Genomic DNA, 15,640 nt, shown 5'->3' with positions numbered 1-15,640 from the left:
CTGGGTACAGCCGTCAACCGTGACGTCATTCGGACTCGAACTGCCCTGTGGTGCCGCCTGCGCCGACCCCCGCCTGCTCGCCGAACTCGCCCGCCGCGCCGAGGACGCCGGCTGGGACGGCGTGTTCCTGGAGGACTACCTGGTCTACCACGCGGAACCGGACTGCCCGACCGCCGACGTGTGGGTCGCCCTGGCCGCGATGGCCGGCGCCACGTCGTCGGTGCGGCTCGGCACGACCGTTACCGGTGGCGCCCGGCATCTGCCGTGGGAGCTGGCCCGGCGGGTCAGCACACTCGACCAGCTCAGCGGCGGCCGGGTGGTGCTCGGACTGGGCGTGGGCGATCCCAACGACGACGCGTACCGCCGGTTCGGTGGCGTCTCCGACCCGCGCACCCGGGCTTCGTTGCTGGACGAGTCGCTGCGGATCCTGGTGGGGTTGTTCGCCGGCGAGCGGTTCAGCTTCGCGGGCGCCCACTTCCAGGTCGACGACGTGCGATTCGAGCGGGTACGGGTGCCGATCTGGATCGGCGGCGGCTGGCCCGGCCGGGCGGGGGTGCGGCGGGCGGCCCGGCACGACGGGTTCCTGCCGTACCGGCACTCGTCCACCGACCGCTACGCGGACGCGGAGGAGGAACTGTCCGCGGTGCAGGTGGTCTCGATCTTGGACACGGTACGGGCAGAGCGCGGCTCGCTGGAGGGTTTCGATCTTGTCGTCGGTGGCCGCCGGCGCCGGACGGACTGGTCCGCCGAGCGGCTGCACGTGGCCGCGGTCGCGGAGGCGGGAGCCACCTGGTGGATGGAGTGGGTGCCGCCGGGCCCGCCGGACGAGATGCGGGCGGCGGTGTCCCAGCCACCGCTGCGGCCCTGACGCGAAAGATCCCGGCGGGAACGCCGGGATCTTCGCTATTCGGCTGCCTCTTCGGAGGTCCGGCGTTCGACCTCTTCCGGATCCTCGCCCCGTTGCACGGCGTCTCTGGTGGCCTCGGGCTCATTCTCCCGGATGTCCGATTCCATCAAGATCGCTTCAGATTGGTCCTGAAAGTCGTCGCTACCGACCGCTTCCTCTTCGGGCAGCGGATGCTCAGCACGAGACTTAGCGCGGTCGTCGGTCATGTCTTTCGACCTACCCCGGCGCCGGGGCCTGCTAACCAGGCCGGCCAGGGTCCTTCACCGGCCTCGCCCTAACGGGTGCTCGACGCATCTTCCTCGTTCCAGATGGAGATGAGGTGCCCGTCTCCGTACTCTTCGACGACGCGAGACCTTGCCTCGTCGAGAGACTCGGCAACAATGCGCAAACGAACACCGGGCTGGTCTTCGATCCAGATGAAGCCAACGTATTCCCGCGTCGGCATGCTCACGTTGTTCTCCGTGTAGGCGTCGGCTCGCGCTGGTCAACATCGCCGACCAGCGCGAGCCGAGCGGGCGGGCGCAAACCCGCCCGCTTCGGTCAGCGGTGTCGCGGGCCGGCACCCGCGAGCGGGCTGACCGCGTCGGCGGCAGAGGCTACCCCGACAGCCTGAGCAGTGGCCGGGAACGCTTGCGGGGTCGCGGCCCGGGCCAGGGTCGTGCTGCTGATCATCGTGGGCCAGGTGGCCGGGTCGGGGCGGGTCGCCGCGTAGGCGTCCACGGGTCCGGTCGCCAGCGGAGCCGCGGTGGCCGGCTTCGCGACCCGGCTCGCGCGGAAGACGCCGATCGAGAGGACGGCCAGGATGGCGATCTCGGCCAGGACCAGGCTGCGCTCGACCAGGCCCATCATCACGCGGCCGCCGGGGAAGGCGACGTACCAGAGCAGGCCTACCCCCACCGCGCACGTGACGCACAGGCTGCGCACGGTCGAGGTCAGGCGCTTGCCCATCCCGGTGAAGCGGGCCGCGAGCACCGCCGCCGCGATCGGCAGGGCGACGAACGCGGCCACCGACGCGTACCGGTGGATCAGTGCTGCGTTAGACATGGTCGTCACCGACGGCGGGTCCGTCGGGATGATCGCGGCGATCAACAGGCCCACGGACCAGATCGACAGCAGGAACGTCGGCAGCCCCCGGATGGCCACCCCCACCGCGCGGAGACCCGCGAGCAGGGCGGGCGCGCCGATCGCGAGGGCGACCATCGCGATCTCGATCGTCACGCCCCGGTTGGACAGTGCGTAGTCGCTGATGGTCAGTTTCAGGGGGTCGTATCCCGGGCCGAGTCCGATGTGTCCGACGACCGTCGCCACGACAGCGGTCAGCAGTCCGACGATGGACACGGATCCGTAAGCGCGGGCTTTGTTCATGCCTCAAGGCTTCCGGCCTGGGCGTTTTCCCGACATCGGGAAGCGCCCTGGCGGACCCCTCGGATTGTTGCCCGAAAACTGGGGGGATTGCACGGGCCTACCACTCAGGGTCGGGAAAACCCCACCGCCAACCCGGGTGGCTACGCCTCCGGCGCGATCCTGCCTGCAAGAACATCGGCCACATCGAAGCGTACGGGCGTTTCGAGCTGGTCGTAGCCGCAGGACTCCGGCGTGCGGTCCGGCCGCCACCGGACGAACTGCGCCGTGTGCCGGAAGCGGTGCCCCTCCAGATGGTCGTAGCGGACCTCGACCACCCGCTCGGGTCGCAGCGGCACGAACGACAGGTCCTTCTCAGGGTTCCACCGACTGGCGTCGCGCCGGTTGTCGGAGGCACCCTCGAACGCCGCGGCCCAGTTCCACGGGTGGTCAGCGAAGTCGGTGACCAAGGGCTGCAGCTCGACGAACAGCTCCTTGCGGCGAGCCATCGGGAACGCGCCGATCACCCCGACGGAGCTGAGGTTGGTGCCGCCGCTGTGTTCCCGCCAGGCCGCGGGAAGCCGAGGGTTGGCCGGGTCGTCGTAGAGGCCGAGCAGCAGCGACCCGATCGCGTCGGACTCCGTCTTGTGCACGCGGTAGCCGGCGACCACGCAGTCAGCGGTGCGGACATGCTTGATCTTCGCCATCACCCGCTTGTTGGGCTGGTAGGTCTCGTCGAAGCTCTTGGCGACCAACCCGTCGAGCCCAGCGCCCTCGAACAGCTCGAACCACTGCCGCGCGACAGCCGGGTCGGTCGTGATCGGGGTGAGGTGCACCGGCGGCCGGGCAAAGCGCAGGGCCTGCTCGAGCGCCGCCCGCCGCTCCGAGAACGGCCGCTCGGTGTAGTCCTCGTCGCCCAAAGCAAGCAGATCGAACGCGATGAAGCTGGCCGGCGTATGCTCGGCCAGCAGCCGGACCCGGCTCGCCGCCGGGTGCAGCCGCAGCTGGAGGGCACCGAAGTCGAGACCCTGGGTGTCGGTGCTGGCGATGACGATCTCGCCGTCGACCACGCACCGCGGCGGCAGGCTCTCCTTGACCGCCGCGACGATCTCGGGGAAGTAGCGCGTCATCGGCCGCTCGTTGCGGCTGCCGACCTCGACCTCGTCACCGTCGCGGAACACGATCGACCGGAAGCCGTCCCACTTGGGCTCGTAGAACCGGTCGGCCGGGATCTCCAGCACCGACTTGGCCAGCATCGGCTGCACGGGTGGCATCACAGGCAGCTGCACGAACCCATTCTGTCGCGCCCCACCGACAGTTACGGTGCCGTTCCGTCGTCGAGCCAGACCACGATTCCGGTCAGATCGCTCAACACCGCCGCCACGCCGGCCCGGACGGCGGCCGCACAGCGGTCGGCGGTGAACGAGGCCGCGTCGTAGGTCGACGACATCCCCAGCCCTTCGCCTCGGAACGAGGCACCGGCCCAGTCCACCGCGGTGACGTTGTGGGTGGGCTCGGCGAGCTCCGCGCCCACGACGAGGAACTGCTGCGCGAGGTGGCTCGCGGTGACCAGGGCCAGCGGGTCGATCAGGTTGTTGCCGGCGCTCACGATCAGGTCCGGCCCCATATCCAGCGCGCGAGTGATGCTGGGCACCAGGTCATGGGCGGTGCCGGCATCGACCGTACGCAGGTCGACCTTCTCCTCGTCAGCCCAGCTCCGCACCGCTGCCACCAGCGCGTGGGTCGGAGCGTCAGACCCGGCGGTGAGCAGCACCACCCGGAAACCCTCCGGCGGGTGCACGCCGTCCCACGAGCCCGGCCGGGGTCGGACGGTGCCCTCCGGGGTCGGCGGCGCGGTCGGGTCGGTGAACCCCGGGCCGAGCGTGCCCACGGGGGCGGGCATCGGGCGGGGTTGGGACCAGTCGTCGCCGGAGCCGCACCCGGTGACCAGTGCGGCGGTCGCGGCGAGCGTGGCTACGGCCCGGATCAAGGGGCGCACGGGCTCATTCCTACCGCAGCCCGCGCTGGCCGTACCCCTGCTGACCAGGTTGTCTCCAGTCTTTAGCCCGTGCGCCGACTCCCGTTCACCTGCCGCGTGCAACGTGCACTGGCCAGGAGAAGGAGCCACATGCCAGCGCGTATCCGCCAGATCGTCGTCGCCACCCTGCTCGGTCTGGTCGCCGTGACCGCTGGACTCCTGGTCGCCGGCCCGGCCGCCGCACACGGGTTCTCGTCAACGGTCTACGTCACCCTCACCTCGGACGGCGACGCTCACCTGCGCACGAAGCTCGAGCTCGAATACGACCTGCTCGTCGTGTCCACGGCCGACTTCCGCCACGACGACCCGCTCTTCCGGGCCGGCACCGCGGCGTTCGATGCCGGCGACAGTGCCGCGGAGCTCGCGGCGATCAACGGACACCAAGACTCGGTGATGGGGTACGTCACCGACCGCTTCACCATCGAGGGGTGCACGCCGGCCGTGGCCGGGGACTTCGCGCTCGGCGAGCAGGAGGGCGTGCCGTACGCCGACATGGTCCTGGATTGGACGTGTCCGAGCCGGCTCGCCGGCCGCGAACTGCACAGCGGGCTCTTCCCCGATTCCGAGGGTTACGTCAAGGGCACCAAGACCATCGTCACGTACGTGATCGACGGCCGCTCCGGCAGCGCCGCGCTGGACGCCGCGCACCCGTCGTTCTCCACCGGCCAGGCCGCGTACCAGCGCTTCTGGGAGTTCTTCCGGCTCGGCGCCGAACACCTGCTCGGCGGGATCGACCACATCCTGTTCCTGCTGGCCCTGATCGTCGGATCGCGGCGACCGCGCGAGATCGTGCTCGCCGCCACCAGCTTCACCCTCGCGCATTCGGTGACGTTCATCCTGGCCGCCCTCGGTGTGGTCGACGTGCCGCCGCGGGTGGTCGAGCCGATCATCGCGCTGTCGATCGCGGTGGTCGCCGGCTGGTACCTGTGGCGGCTCTGGCGGCGCGGCGACCACGCCATGGAGCTCGCGTCGCCCGACGGCGGCCACTTCGCGCTGGACCGCTCGGGCTGGGGCCGGCTCGCGGTCGTGTTCGGGTTCGGTCTCGTGCACGGCCTCGGCTTCGCCGGCGCGTTGGGCATCGACGAAGCCTGGTCCTGGACCCTGCTGTGGTCGCTGCTGGTCTTCAACGTCGGCATCGAGGTCGTTCAACTCGCCCTCATCGCCGCCGTGTTCCCGCTGCTGATGGTGTTGCGCCGCCGGTCGCCCCGGGCGGGGCTGTGGGTCTCGGGTGTGGTTTCCGCAGGTGTGTCCGCGATGGGACTGATCTGGTTCGTCGAGCGGGTGTCCGGCTCTTAAGAGTCCGCTTAGGCCTTCGGGTAAGGGCCACTACCTGTATCAGCCAGGTTCATGGTCGGTTCACGGGTCCAGAACAGCTTGATTGCCGTACCCCGTACCCCACTACCTGGGAAGTAAGGAATCCATGAGATCTCGTATCTCGCCGCGGTTGGCTGCCGGAGCCACCGCGACGTGCCTGGGGCTTGCCATCGCCCTGGGCAGTGGCCTGGCCAGCCCGGCCAGCGCCGCCGACGGCACCAGCGTCACCGCCGTCATCCTCGGTGTCGGTGCCAACGAGTCCCAGCGCATCGTGACCTGGTACTCGTCGACCGACACCGCACAGCAGATCCAGCTCGCGCCGACCGCCGAGCTGTCCAACGGTGAGTTCCCGTCGACCGCGGCGACCTTCGCCGCCATCGGTGGGGCCAACATCGCGACCAGCGGCGGCTTCAACCGCCACGCGACGATCACCGGCCTGAAGGAGAACACCGCCTACTCGTACCGGGTCGGCGCCGAAGGCAGTTGGTCCGCGACGTACGCGTTCAAGACCCAGGACTTCGAGGGCGACTTCGACTTCCTGTTCTTCGGCGACCCGCAGATCGGCGCCTCCGGTGAGGTCGCCAAGGACCAGGCCGGCTGGCAGGACACGCTCGACGTGGCAACGGCCGCCAACCCGAACGCCGAACTGCTGGTGTCCGGTGGCGACCAGGTCGAGACCGCCAACACCGAGTCGCAGTGGAACGCCTTCCTGGCTCCCGACAAGCTGCGCCAGTACCCGTGGGCCGCCACCATCGGTAACCACGACGTCGGCGGCAAGGCCTACGAGCAGCACCTGTTCACGCCGAACACGGACCGCTCGGGCCCGTACTACGCCAACGGCAACCCGGCGTCGAACACCTCGGGCGGTGACTACTGGTACATCTACAAGGATGTTCTGTACATCGACCTGAACAGCAACAGCTACGCGACCGCGCAGGGTGGCGGCGGCGACGCCGCGCACATCAACTACGTCACCGACGTGATCAACCAGCACGGCGCCGAGGCCAAGTGGAAGGTGCTCGTCTACCACCACGCGATCTACTCGCCGGCCGACCACGCCAAGGACGGCGACAACAAGCTTCGCCGGGTCGACTTCCCGACGACCTTCTCGAAGCTCGGTGTCGACCTGGTGCTCCAGGGCCACGACCACAGCTATTCGCGTAGCTACCTCAACAAGAACGGCGCGAAGGCCAACCCGGACGAGCAGCCGGGTGCCGCCGACGTGTACGCGGGTCCGGGTGGCGTCCTGTACGTCACGGGCAACTCGGCGTCGGGCTCGAAGTACTACGACATCACCAAGCCCGACAACAGTGGTACGAGCGGCGCCGGCAACGGTGCTGACCCGCTGAACCCGAACAACTACTGGTACAACTCGGTGCAGAACCAGGAGCACGTCCGCAGCTACGTCAAGGTCGAGGTGCGCAGCGACAAGCTGGTCGTGGCGAACATCCGCAGCGGCACCTGCCTGGCTCCGAACGCGGCCGTCGAGCACGGCAGCTGGTGCACCAACACCACCACGGACCAGCCGGTCGGTTCCATTGTCGACAAGGTGACCGTGCACCCGTACAACGGTGACGGTCAGAACATCCAGGTCGACGTGCCCAACGCCGCCCCGGGTGAGTTCGGCTGGACGATCGACGGCTACAACGGCCTGGTCGACCTCGGCACCGCTGTCGAGCACAACGGTGACTACTTCGAGGCCGCTGGCAAGATCAACCCGATCCTGGTGTCGGACAGCCGCCGCTCGCTGGCGCCGTGGTCGATCTCGGCCAGCGTCGGTGACTTCCGGGACGCCGACAAGTCGTTCTCGGGTAGCTACCTCGGTTGGACGCCCTACGTGCTCGACGCCGGCGCCGGTGCGCAGGCCAGCGGGTCCGTGCCGTCCGCGTACGACGACCACGGCCAGGGCCTGTCCGTCTCGCGCGGCCTCGGCTGGGGCGAGCAGGGCCACCCGCGTGGCACCGCCAAGCTCGGCGCCGACCTGGATCTGAAGATCCCGGGCACCGTCGAGAAGGGCGGCTACCGCGCCACCCTGACGATCACCGCTCTGAGCAGCTGACCGTCGACGTTTGACTGGCGGGGCAGGCGCTCGTCGTTTTCGGGCGCCTGCCCCCCACTTCTTCTTCGAGGACCTCACATGCGCGCGTTTCGTACTCTCCTGGCGCTGGCCGCCGTCCTGACCACCACCGGCCTGGTCGCAAGCCCCGCCCGAGCAGCCGACGGCGATGTGGCATGGACGGTCCGGACCGCGTCGAACAGCTTCGGTGCCGACCGATCCAGCTTTAGTTATGCCGTCAATCCCGGCGGCAAGGTCGATGACACGATGGTCGTGGCCAACCACGGCAAGACCGCACTGGACCTGGCCGTGTACGCGGCCGACGGCTACACCACCAAGACCGGCCAGCTCGACCTGCTCACGACGGACAAGAAGTCGAAGGCCATCGGCGTCTGGCTGCGAGCCGGCAGCGAGCGGGTGACCATCCAACCTGGAAAGTCCGTCGACGTGCCGTTCACGGTCGCGGTGCCGGCCAACGCGACGCCGGGCGACTACGTCGGCGGCGTCGTCACCTCACTGACGCAGCCCGACCAGGAGCAAGGCATCAACGTCGAGCGGCGCCTGGGCATCCGGGTCAAGCTGCGCGTCGGCGGCGACCTCACCCCGCAACTCGCGATCGAGAACCTGAAGGTGTCGTACGCGGGCTCCGGGAACCCTTTCGCCAAGGGCGACGCGACGGTGACGTACACGATCCACAACACGGGCAACGCTCTCGAGTCGGCGAAGCAGGCCGTGTCGCTGTCGGGGCCGTTCGGCTGGCTGCGGGCGACTTCGGGCGAGGTGCCGGCGGCGCCGGAACTGATGCCGGGTGAAAGCTGGACGGTGACCGTGCCGGTGCACGGGGTCGCGCCCGCCCTCCGGCTGTCCGCCACCGCGACTCTGACGCCGCTGATCACGGACGCGTCGGGGTCTACTACGCCGCTGGACACGATCGCGGCGACCACCCACGGCTGGGCCGTACCGTGGACGCTGTTGTTGTTCGTGGTGGTGCTCATCGCGGTCGTGATCGCGATCGTGGTGCTCACCCGCCGCGGCCGCGCCCAGCGCAAGGCCCGTGAGGACGCCCGCGTGGAGAAGGCCGTCGAGCAGGCAATCCGCATGAAGAGCGCGTCAACGAGCTGACGCGAGAGCTGCCCAGCGCGGGCGCCAGCGCCCACGGCGCTCGGCGCCCGCCGCTGCATCCGGCGTCGGCGCAAGGCGGGTGCGCGCCAGCCTGCCGGTCCGCGTGCGCGTGCGAAGCGCCGCGTCGGGCGTGCGCGCAAGGCGGGCTCGACGCGCGCGTTTGGCGTCCGCGCGAGGCCGGCACGAACCGCCCCGCCCGTCCGCGTGCGCTCGCGGGCGAAGCGCCGCGCCCGGCATCTGCGGCAAGCCGCGCACGGGCGCCGCGCCCCCGCCTGCCGGGCACGAAGCGCGGGGCGGGGCCAAGCGTTGCCGGCTACTGGCCGCCTAGGACCGGCGGGGGTGGGTCGTTCGCGTCGCGCCAGACCAGGTCGTCTTCTGTTAGCCAGGTGCTGTGCTCGTTCGACTCTTCCTCGTCGGTCTGGTTGGTGCGGCCCGCTCCTGCCGCCTGCGAGCGGTTCGCCGCCGCGGTGCGGCCGTCGGCGCCCGGCGCCGTCGACCCGTTGCGGGGCCCGGCCGCGCTGTTGCCGCCGCCACCCGGACGCCCGGACGCTGCCTGGCTGCCGCTGACCCCGCCGGAGCGAGGCGCGCCGCCGCGCTGGCCCGTCGCCGCCTGCCCGGAACCGGTCGTGGGCTTGACCGTGTTGCCGCCCTTGGTGTTGGCGGACGCCGCCGACGTGGGCGAGCCGCTGGTCACGGTGCCGCTGCCCGGCGAGCCCAGGACGCCGCCCGGCGGCAGCCCGCCGGAGGTCAGCCCGGTGCCCACCGTGCCAGGCCCGCCCGGGGTGCCGCCCAGGCCACCCACCGCGCCGACGGCGCCGATGCCGACCACGCCGGCCGCGAGCGCGCCGTCGCCGCCGCTGGATAGCTGCGAGCCGCCCGTCTGCGTGCCGTCGCCGACCGTGCCGGTGCCGGTGGTCGGCGGGCCGCCGGCCCAACCGGGGTCAGCGGCGACATGCCCCGGGGTGTTGACCGTGTCGGTGCGGGCGTAGCCACCAGGCCCGGTGCCCGGGTCCATCGACGGCGAACCGACCCGCGGCCCGCCGGACGGTGTGTGGCTCGTGTTGGGGTCGCCCTCGGGCAGGCCGGTCGGCGGCGGCGTGAACGGCCGCCAGTCACCCTGGTCGGCCACCTCATATTGGGTGGCGACGCCGGCGACCAGGACCGCCATCCGCTCGCGGGCGCGTTCCTTCTCTTCCTCGTCCTGGTTGTGGCCGAAGATGCCACCGACCAGCAGGCCACCGACCGCGCCGGCCGGGCCGAGGAGCGCGCCCTTGGCCGCGCCGTCGAGGGCGCCGCTGACCATCTTGTCGTTGTCGTCGTGCTCTTCGGGCGTCTCGGCCTTGGCCTGCGCGTCGGCGAGCGCGGCACTCATCTGACTCAGGCCCGAGTGCGTGGCCAGGAAGTTGCCGGAGAGCTCGCGCGAATAGGTAGAGATCTTGCCGATCCGCTCGTGGAACTCCGCGCCGGCGGCGCCTTCCCAACCGGCGATGACCCGGTCGAGGTCGCGGTCGACCGCGCCCGCCAGCGTGTCGGCCTGGCGTTCGGCGGACTTCCACGCGGCGACGGTGTTCTCGATGACGCACGGGTTGCCGGCGAACAGCTGGTCGTAGAGCTCGCGGTGGCTCATCCCCGAGTAGCGGCCCGCGTCACCCATTGCTGGAACCCCCCAGTGCCTTCTGCACGCCGCCGAGGACGTTGGCGATGTCGGCCGAGTTGGCGGTGTTGCGCGCCTCGGTCGTGCGGTAGTTGCTGATGATCGTGTCGGTCGCCGACTGCGCCGCGCGGATCGCCTCGATCAGTCGCCGTACCCGGGTGGCCTGCTCGTCCTGTCGGGTGTCATGGGCGTCGGTGATCCGCTTGGCGTCGACGAACGCGCCAAGCGGCGGTCGCGCGGCTGCGGAGCCGGTCACCGTCTTGAGCAGCGTCTCTGCCTCGGTCAGGCGGGCGTTGAGGGCTCGACGGAAGTCTTCCAGCGAGAGAATGTCGACCTTGGTCTGTTCGTTCCCCATCGATCAGATGTCCAGTCTTGTCTGGGTGACCCCGAAAATCGGGATCGCCGGCTGCCTGCTCACTTCACGTCCACAGTCGAGACTAGCGCGAGGCAGCGACACTTTTCGACCCGTCACCACGCCGTACGCGCTGATCATCCCGCCGGTCGGACGAAGTTCTTCGCCGCGCCCGGGTCCAACATGGGCCCGTTGGGCAGCAGAGACAGCAGCGTCATCGGCACCGGCAGGGGATCCACGCCGCTGTATCCGAGCGCGACCGCCGCGTTGACCTCGCCGTCGGTCCGCAACGGATACTTGTAGCCCTGGTCCGTGACCAGGTACGCCGTCGTGTCCGCGTTGACACCCGGCGCCGGCTCGGCCCGGACCAGCGCGCCCTTGCCGCTCGCCACGACCACCCGGTCGGCCGTGCCCACACCGTCCCGGCCGGCTCCGGCAGCCGAAGCGCCAACCACCGCGGGCGCGACCGAATACCGCCGCACCTGCGCCGTGACCCCACCCGCCGACGTGCCGTTGTGCACCGCGCACAGCATCGGATCCACGCCCTGCCCAGAAGGGATCGCCGGCAACGTGGCCGGGAAGTCCTTCGGCTCCACCGTCGCACCCCGGACCAGCGCCGAAGCGGCCTCGGCAGCCGAGATCTCGATCTCCCGCGGGTCGTCGGCGAGCAACAGCTTCGCCGACACCGACCCGATGGTCACGAGCCCGTCGCGGGTCAACACGTACCGCTGCGATCCGTTCCGATAGACCTGACCGATCTCACCGCTGTCGCCGGCGACCTCGCGCGGGCTCGTCTGCCCGGCGTCCTCGATCTGCGGCCGCCGCAGGTCAGGGCCGGCGGAGATCCCGTTCAGCAGCGCCTTGCCGACGACCACAGGCGTGACCGCGGCCAGCTCCAACGCCGTCAACGTCGTCTCGTCGACCACCTTGTAACGCCGGTCGCCCAGCACCAGGTAGGTCGCGACCGGCCCGCTGTCGTCGGCCGGCGTGCTCAGCAACAGCGCCGCGTCGGTGCCCAGGGACGTGCCACCAGCCGGTTCGCGCCCGACGAACACCGTCGTCGTCGGCGCGCCGGCACCCTGCGGCGGCGTGCTGCACACGCTCCACGGCAACCGCAACAACGAGCCGCGGTCCGGCGGCGGGTCGGGAGCACCGACGATACCGATCGGCTCGCCCACCGCGTACGCGGAAAGCGAGTCGCGCGACATCTGTCGCATCGCGGGCTTCTCGGTGCCGGCGAACAGCAGCGCCGAGGTCCAGTTGAGCACCGGGTACAACGTGTTGTCGGCCAGCACGTACCGCGCGCCGGTCTCCCGCATGATGATCAGCTCGCCGCTCGCCGGCTTGCCGCCACCGGGGTTGACCAGACCGATCACACCGACGATCGCGAACACGATCGCGGCGACCATGACGCTGCCGAACAACGCCAGACCGAATCGGCGCATCGGCAGGTCCGTGGTCTCCGGCTCGCCGCTGAGCAGGCCCGACACGATGCGCCGCGTGATGAACCGGTGCGCCTGCACCTGTTCCTGCCGGCTGCGCATGACGACCCTCCAAACGGCATCGCGCTCCGCTGCCCGCGACGCGGCCACCCTACGATAGGTGACTCGTCGTACGCTGTCCCCGCCGTGCCCCTGGGGAGGAGGACGCGCATGCGAACGGCTGTGTGGCGGCTTGTCGTCGCCGAGGTTGCCATCGTCGTCGTCGCCCTGGCCGCGTTCAGCGGGTCGCCGATCGGGCTCGGCGTCGCGGCCGTGGTCGCGCTCGTCGTCGCCGCGGTCGTCTACGCGCGCCGCGACGGTCGATGGTGGACAGAGAAACTGCAGGCCCGCCGGCGTTGGCGACGTCGCAGGGGAGCAGGCTCGGTGCTGCAACCCCATGCCATCAACGGGTACGACGACCGCGGCACCAGCGTCGGCGTCGGCTGCGACGAGGGCGGCTGGTTCGCCGCCGTGGCCATCGCGCCCCCGCTGGGCGTCTCCGGCACCCGGGGCGTCCCGGTCCCGGTGGCCCGCCTCGCCGAGCTGCTCGACGACGCCACCGTGCCGCTCAGCGGCCTGCAGGTGGTCTCCTGGGCCGCGCCGGCGCCACACCACCTGCTGCCCGCCCAGGTGCCCAGCGTCGCCTCGTACCACCAGCTCGCCGCCGACTTGCTGCCCTCCGGCCCGGCGCCGATCGACCAGCGCGACTGGGTCGCCGTGCGGCTCGACGTCAACGACGCGGCCGTCGCCGCACACCGCCGCGGCGGTGGTGTCGAGGGCGTGCACCGCGCCGTCGCGGCCGCCGTCGGCCGGGTCAGCAAGGCCCTGGCCAGCGCCGGCATCGTGACCGAGATCCTCGGCCCGCAACAGCTCGGCTCGGCCGTGCGGCTGTGCGCCGGAGTCCTCGACGACGACGTGGTCGCCGAGGACTGGACCACCTTCTCCGCCGCCGGCCTGCACCACCTGGCCTTCGAGGTGCACGGGCTCCCGCCGCGCGAGGCACCACTGTCGACGCTGCTGCGTACCCCCGCCGCCCAGGTCGTGCTCTCAGTCGAGCTGCGCCCGCGCGAGGGCAACGGCTCGGTCCTCGCCCGCACGGTGGTGCGGATGGCCGCACCCGCGCCCAACCTGCCCGACGCCGCCCGCACGCTGTCCGGCCGGGCCGACCAGCTCGGTCTCAAGCTGCGCCGGCTCGACGGGTGGCAGGGCCCTGCCGCGTACGCGTCCGCACCGACGGGTGGTGGTCCTTCATGACCCGCGCTGGTCAACCGATGTCGCCCGCGTCCGCGGGGCAGGTCGGCATGCACGCCGAGCACACCGGTCTGCTGCTCGGCCGGGGTGCCGACAGCGACGCCGTGCTGCTGCGGCTGTTCCGGCCCCAGCCGACCCGGGTCGCGCTGATCGGCGGTCTGTGGCTGGCCCGCGTCACCGTCTTTCGCGCGCTGGCCCTGGGTGCGCAGGTCTTCGTCCGCACCTCCGACGATCGCCGATGGGAGGGCCTGGGCGAGGTGGGGGTCGGCAACCCCGATCGGGTACGCGTCGTCACCGGCGGCCGGCCACCCGTCGCTGGCCGCGTCGGAGAACCGGTGCTGCACGTGCACGACGTCGAAGGCCAGCGACCGATGGACCTGCGCCCCGGCGAGGCCTGGCAGACCACGCTGACCATCTCGGCGCAGCTCACCGACACCGCCGCCGACGCGCTCGCGGTCGCCGACGCCGCCCTGGTGCAGCGGATGTGGGCCCAGCAGGCGGTCTACGTCGCGGCCCGGCTGGGCATCGACCCGGAGGCATCGTCCGAAGTGGAGAACCTGCCGGACGACACCGTGGCCCTGCTCAGCGACGGCCAGGTCCGGGTCGCCTGGATCTCGGCAACCGACATCGAACAGCAGATGTTCGGCCCGCCCGGCCGGCTCTAGCTCTCCCGGATCGCGCGGATCCAGCCGTACAGGCCGCTGACCCATACCACCAGCGGCAGGATGCCGAGGATCAGCAGGATCTCCAGGATGTCGACGGTGCGGCCGAGAAGCGGTGAGCGGCGCCGACCCGCGCCCAGGGCCGCGCCGACGCTGATCGCGGCCACGACCAGCAACCCGGCAACCACCAGGGTGAGCCGGCCCAGCATGCTCGAGGTCACGAAGCCGCCGACCGCGATCGCGCCAAGAGCCACCACACCCGCACCCAGCAGCGGCAATCGTTGCGCGGTCGAGATGAACCAGCGCGCCCGCATGAACAGCAGCAGCCCGAGCGCGGCACACAGCGCGTACCCGGCGGTGCCTCCGGTGGTGACCAGCGCGAGCGCCGAACCGGCCGCGATCAGGCCGACCGCACCGAGCATGCCGGCGAGCAGGTCGTCGGCGCGCTCGGCGAGGCGCAGCACGCGGGCGCCGTCGACCGACTCGGTGTCGGTGCGCAGGTCCTCGGTGCCGGACGGCACGGTCGGCACCGGCAGCCCGGCCAGCCGGTAGGACATCATCGGCATCGCCGGCACGAAGACCAGCGCGAGCGCGAGCACGATCGCGGACGCGCCGGCCGGGGTGGAACCGAAGACCATGCAGATCGCGGCGGCCACACCCAGGCCCACGGCACCGGCGACGGCGGCGAGGAACACTTGGCTGTACGCGGCGACGGCGGCGCTACCGGCGACCGCCGCGACGAACACCACGGCGGCGGCGCACACCAGCAGATCCGGTGCCCCCAGATCGCCCAGGCCGCGGTTGCCGGCGAACAGGGTCAGCCCGCCCACGGCCGCGTACACCATGGACACGATCGCCAACAGCAGCCCGTTGCGGTGGTCGCCGTAGCCGCGCGCGGCGACGGCCGAGGTCGCGAGCAGCAGCAGCGCAAGGACCAGGGCGACGGCCGGCGCGACACCGCGCGGCGGACCGGTCAGCGCGAGCGCGACGGCACCACCGACCAGCGCGGCCGCGCCCAGACCGAGCCCGAAGACCTTGGTGGTGGCGGTCGACCAACGACCGGGCCGCATCCGGGTCGCCGTGGCGATCGCGTCGACCACGTCGTCGAACACCGGCTCCGGCTGCTCACCGCCGCGCGGGCGCAGGTAGAGCAACTCGCCGTCGCGGATCTCCAACTGCGCCGGCGACTGGGCGATGTCCAGCGCCGGGCCGGCCAACCGCGCCAGCGACCAGCCGTAACGGCCGTCGGGCTCGTCGGCGAGCCGGTCGCCCGCGAACCGCAGCACGGTCGGCAGCACGTCGGCGAGGGGCACGTCGGACGGTAGGGCCAAATCGACCCGCGTCTTGGGCGCCACGATGGTCACGCGGCTCGATCCGGCCGTCATCGCGCCCGCCACGATGTCCCCTCCTCGTCGATCGGTCGCACCCGGGCGTATCGCGGGCGCCACCGCTTCCGGCAGAG

General features: G+C 71.3%; 15 protein-coding genes. 6 read left to right on the top strand and 9 right to left on the bottom strand.

Going from position 1 to position 15,640, the window contains the following annotated elements:
- The first annotated feature begins 19 nt into the window (after positions 1-19).
- Positions 20-868, top strand: a complete 849-nt coding sequence (locus CHC05_RS17510; RefSeq protein WP_179266236.1) for an LLM class flavin-dependent oxidoreductase — start codon at positions 20-22, stop codon at positions 866-868.
- Between the two features lie 35 nt (positions 869-903).
- Here CHC05_RS17510 and CHC05_RS17505 read toward each other — a convergent pair whose 3' ends face one another.
- The 5 genes from CHC05_RS17505 to CHC05_RS17490 all read right to left on the bottom strand — a co-directional run bounded on the left by CHC05_RS17505 (position 904) and on the right by CHC05_RS17490 (position 4,247).
- Entirely contained in the window at positions 904-1,113 is a 210-nt protein-coding gene (locus tag CHC05_RS17505; protein ID WP_089250038.1) for a hypothetical protein, read from the bottom strand.
- A gap of 68 nt (positions 1,114-1,181) precedes the next feature.
- The gene (locus tag CHC05_RS41515) at positions 1,182-1,358 is read right to left on the bottom strand and encodes a hypothetical protein (RefSeq protein ID WP_179266235.1); all 177 of its coding nucleotides are present in this window, start codon (positions 1,356-1,358) and stop codon (positions 1,182-1,184) included.
- An 89-nt stretch (positions 1,359-1,447) separates the two neighbouring features.
- A complete protein-coding gene (locus CHC05_RS17500; protein ID WP_089250036.1) occupies positions 1,448-2,272 on the bottom strand; it encodes a DUF998 domain-containing protein in 825 nt (274 codons plus the stop codon).
- A gap of 140 nt (positions 2,273-2,412) precedes the next feature.
- On the bottom strand, positions 2,413-3,537 hold the full coding sequence (locus CHC05_RS17495) for an ATP-dependent DNA ligase (RefSeq protein ID WP_179266234.1): 1,125 nt from the start codon (positions 3,535-3,537) through the stop codon (positions 2,413-2,415).
- A 29-nt stretch (positions 3,538-3,566) separates the two neighbouring features.
- Positions 3,567-4,247: a type 1 periplasmic-binding domain-containing protein gene (locus tag CHC05_RS17490; protein WP_089250032.1), complete on the bottom strand. Its 681-nt coding sequence runs from the start codon at positions 4,245-4,247 to the stop codon at positions 3,567-3,569.
- A gap of 129 nt (positions 4,248-4,376) precedes the next feature.
- On the opposite strand from CHC05_RS17490, the gene CHC05_RS17485 reads away from it, so the two are divergent.
- The 3 genes from CHC05_RS17485 (at position 4,377) to CHC05_RS17475 (ending at position 8,778) form a co-directional block, all read left to right on the top strand.
- Entirely contained in the window at positions 4,377-5,582 is a 1,206-nt protein-coding gene (locus CHC05_RS17485) for a HupE/UreJ family protein (protein WP_089250030.1), read from the top strand.
- A 124-nt stretch (positions 5,583-5,706) separates the two neighbouring features.
- Entirely contained in the window at positions 5,707-7,659 is a 1,953-nt protein-coding gene (locus tag CHC05_RS17480; RefSeq protein ID WP_089250028.1) for a purple acid phosphatase family protein, read from the top strand.
- A gap of 78 nt (positions 7,660-7,737) precedes the next feature.
- On the top strand, positions 7,738-8,778 hold the full coding sequence (locus CHC05_RS17475; RefSeq protein WP_089250026.1) for a COG1470 family protein: 1,041 nt from the start codon (positions 7,738-7,740) through the stop codon (positions 8,776-8,778).
- A gap of 313 nt (positions 8,779-9,091) precedes the next feature.
- On the opposite strand, the gene CHC05_RS17470 is transcribed toward CHC05_RS17475, so the two are convergent.
- The 3 genes from CHC05_RS17470 to eccB form a co-directional block, all read right to left on the bottom strand.
- Complete coding sequence (locus CHC05_RS17470; protein WP_089250024.1) at positions 9,092-10,432, bottom strand: hypothetical protein; 1,341 nt, start codon at positions 10,430-10,432, stop codon at positions 9,092-9,094.
- Positions 10,425-10,787 (bottom strand): hypothetical protein, encoded by a 363-nt coding sequence (locus tag CHC05_RS17465; RefSeq protein WP_089250022.1) that lies wholly within the window; start codon positions 10,785-10,787, stop codon positions 10,425-10,427. Before CHC05_RS17465 ends, CHC05_RS17470 begins: the two co-directional genes overlap by 8 nt.
- A gap of 134 nt (positions 10,788-10,921) precedes the next feature.
- Positions 10,922-12,328, bottom strand: coding sequence for a type VII secretion protein EccB (eccB, locus tag CHC05_RS17460; protein WP_089250020.1), 1,407 nt, complete (start codon positions 12,326-12,328; stop codon positions 10,922-10,924).
- Positions 12,329-12,436: 108 nt separating this feature from the next.
- Here eccB and eccE point away from each other — a divergent pair, with 108 nt between their 5' ends.
- Together eccE and CHC05_RS17450 are read left to right on the top strand one after the other, a co-directional pair.
- Positions 12,437-13,519 carry a type VII secretion protein EccE gene (gene eccE / locus CHC05_RS17455; RefSeq protein WP_089250018.1) on the top strand — a complete coding sequence of 361 codons (1,083 nt, stop codon included), beginning with the start codon at positions 12,437-12,439 and terminating at the stop codon, positions 13,517-13,519.
- The gene (locus tag CHC05_RS17450; RefSeq protein ID WP_144022637.1) at positions 13,516-14,181 is read left to right on the top strand and encodes a hypothetical protein; all 666 of its coding nucleotides are present in this window, start codon (positions 13,516-13,518) and stop codon (positions 14,179-14,181) included. Before eccE ends, CHC05_RS17450 begins: the two co-directional genes overlap by 4 nt.
- Here CHC05_RS17450 and eccD read toward each other — a convergent pair.
- Entirely contained in the window at positions 14,178-15,575 is a 1,398-nt protein-coding gene (gene eccD, locus CHC05_RS17445) for a type VII secretion integral membrane protein EccD (RefSeq protein WP_245870954.1), read from the bottom strand. The two genes, CHC05_RS17450 and eccD, sit on opposite strands and share 4 nt — an antisense overlap.
- Between the last annotated feature and the right edge of the window lie 65 nt (positions 15,576-15,640).

Source organism: Asanoa hainanensis, assembly GCF_900188485.1.
GTDB classification, from domain to species: Bacteria; Actinomycetota; Actinomycetes; order Mycobacteriales; family Micromonosporaceae; genus Asanoa; species Asanoa hainanensis.
The sequence above is the reverse complement of the archived record's forward strand: the minus strand, read 5'-3'. Positions and strand labels throughout refer to the sequence as shown.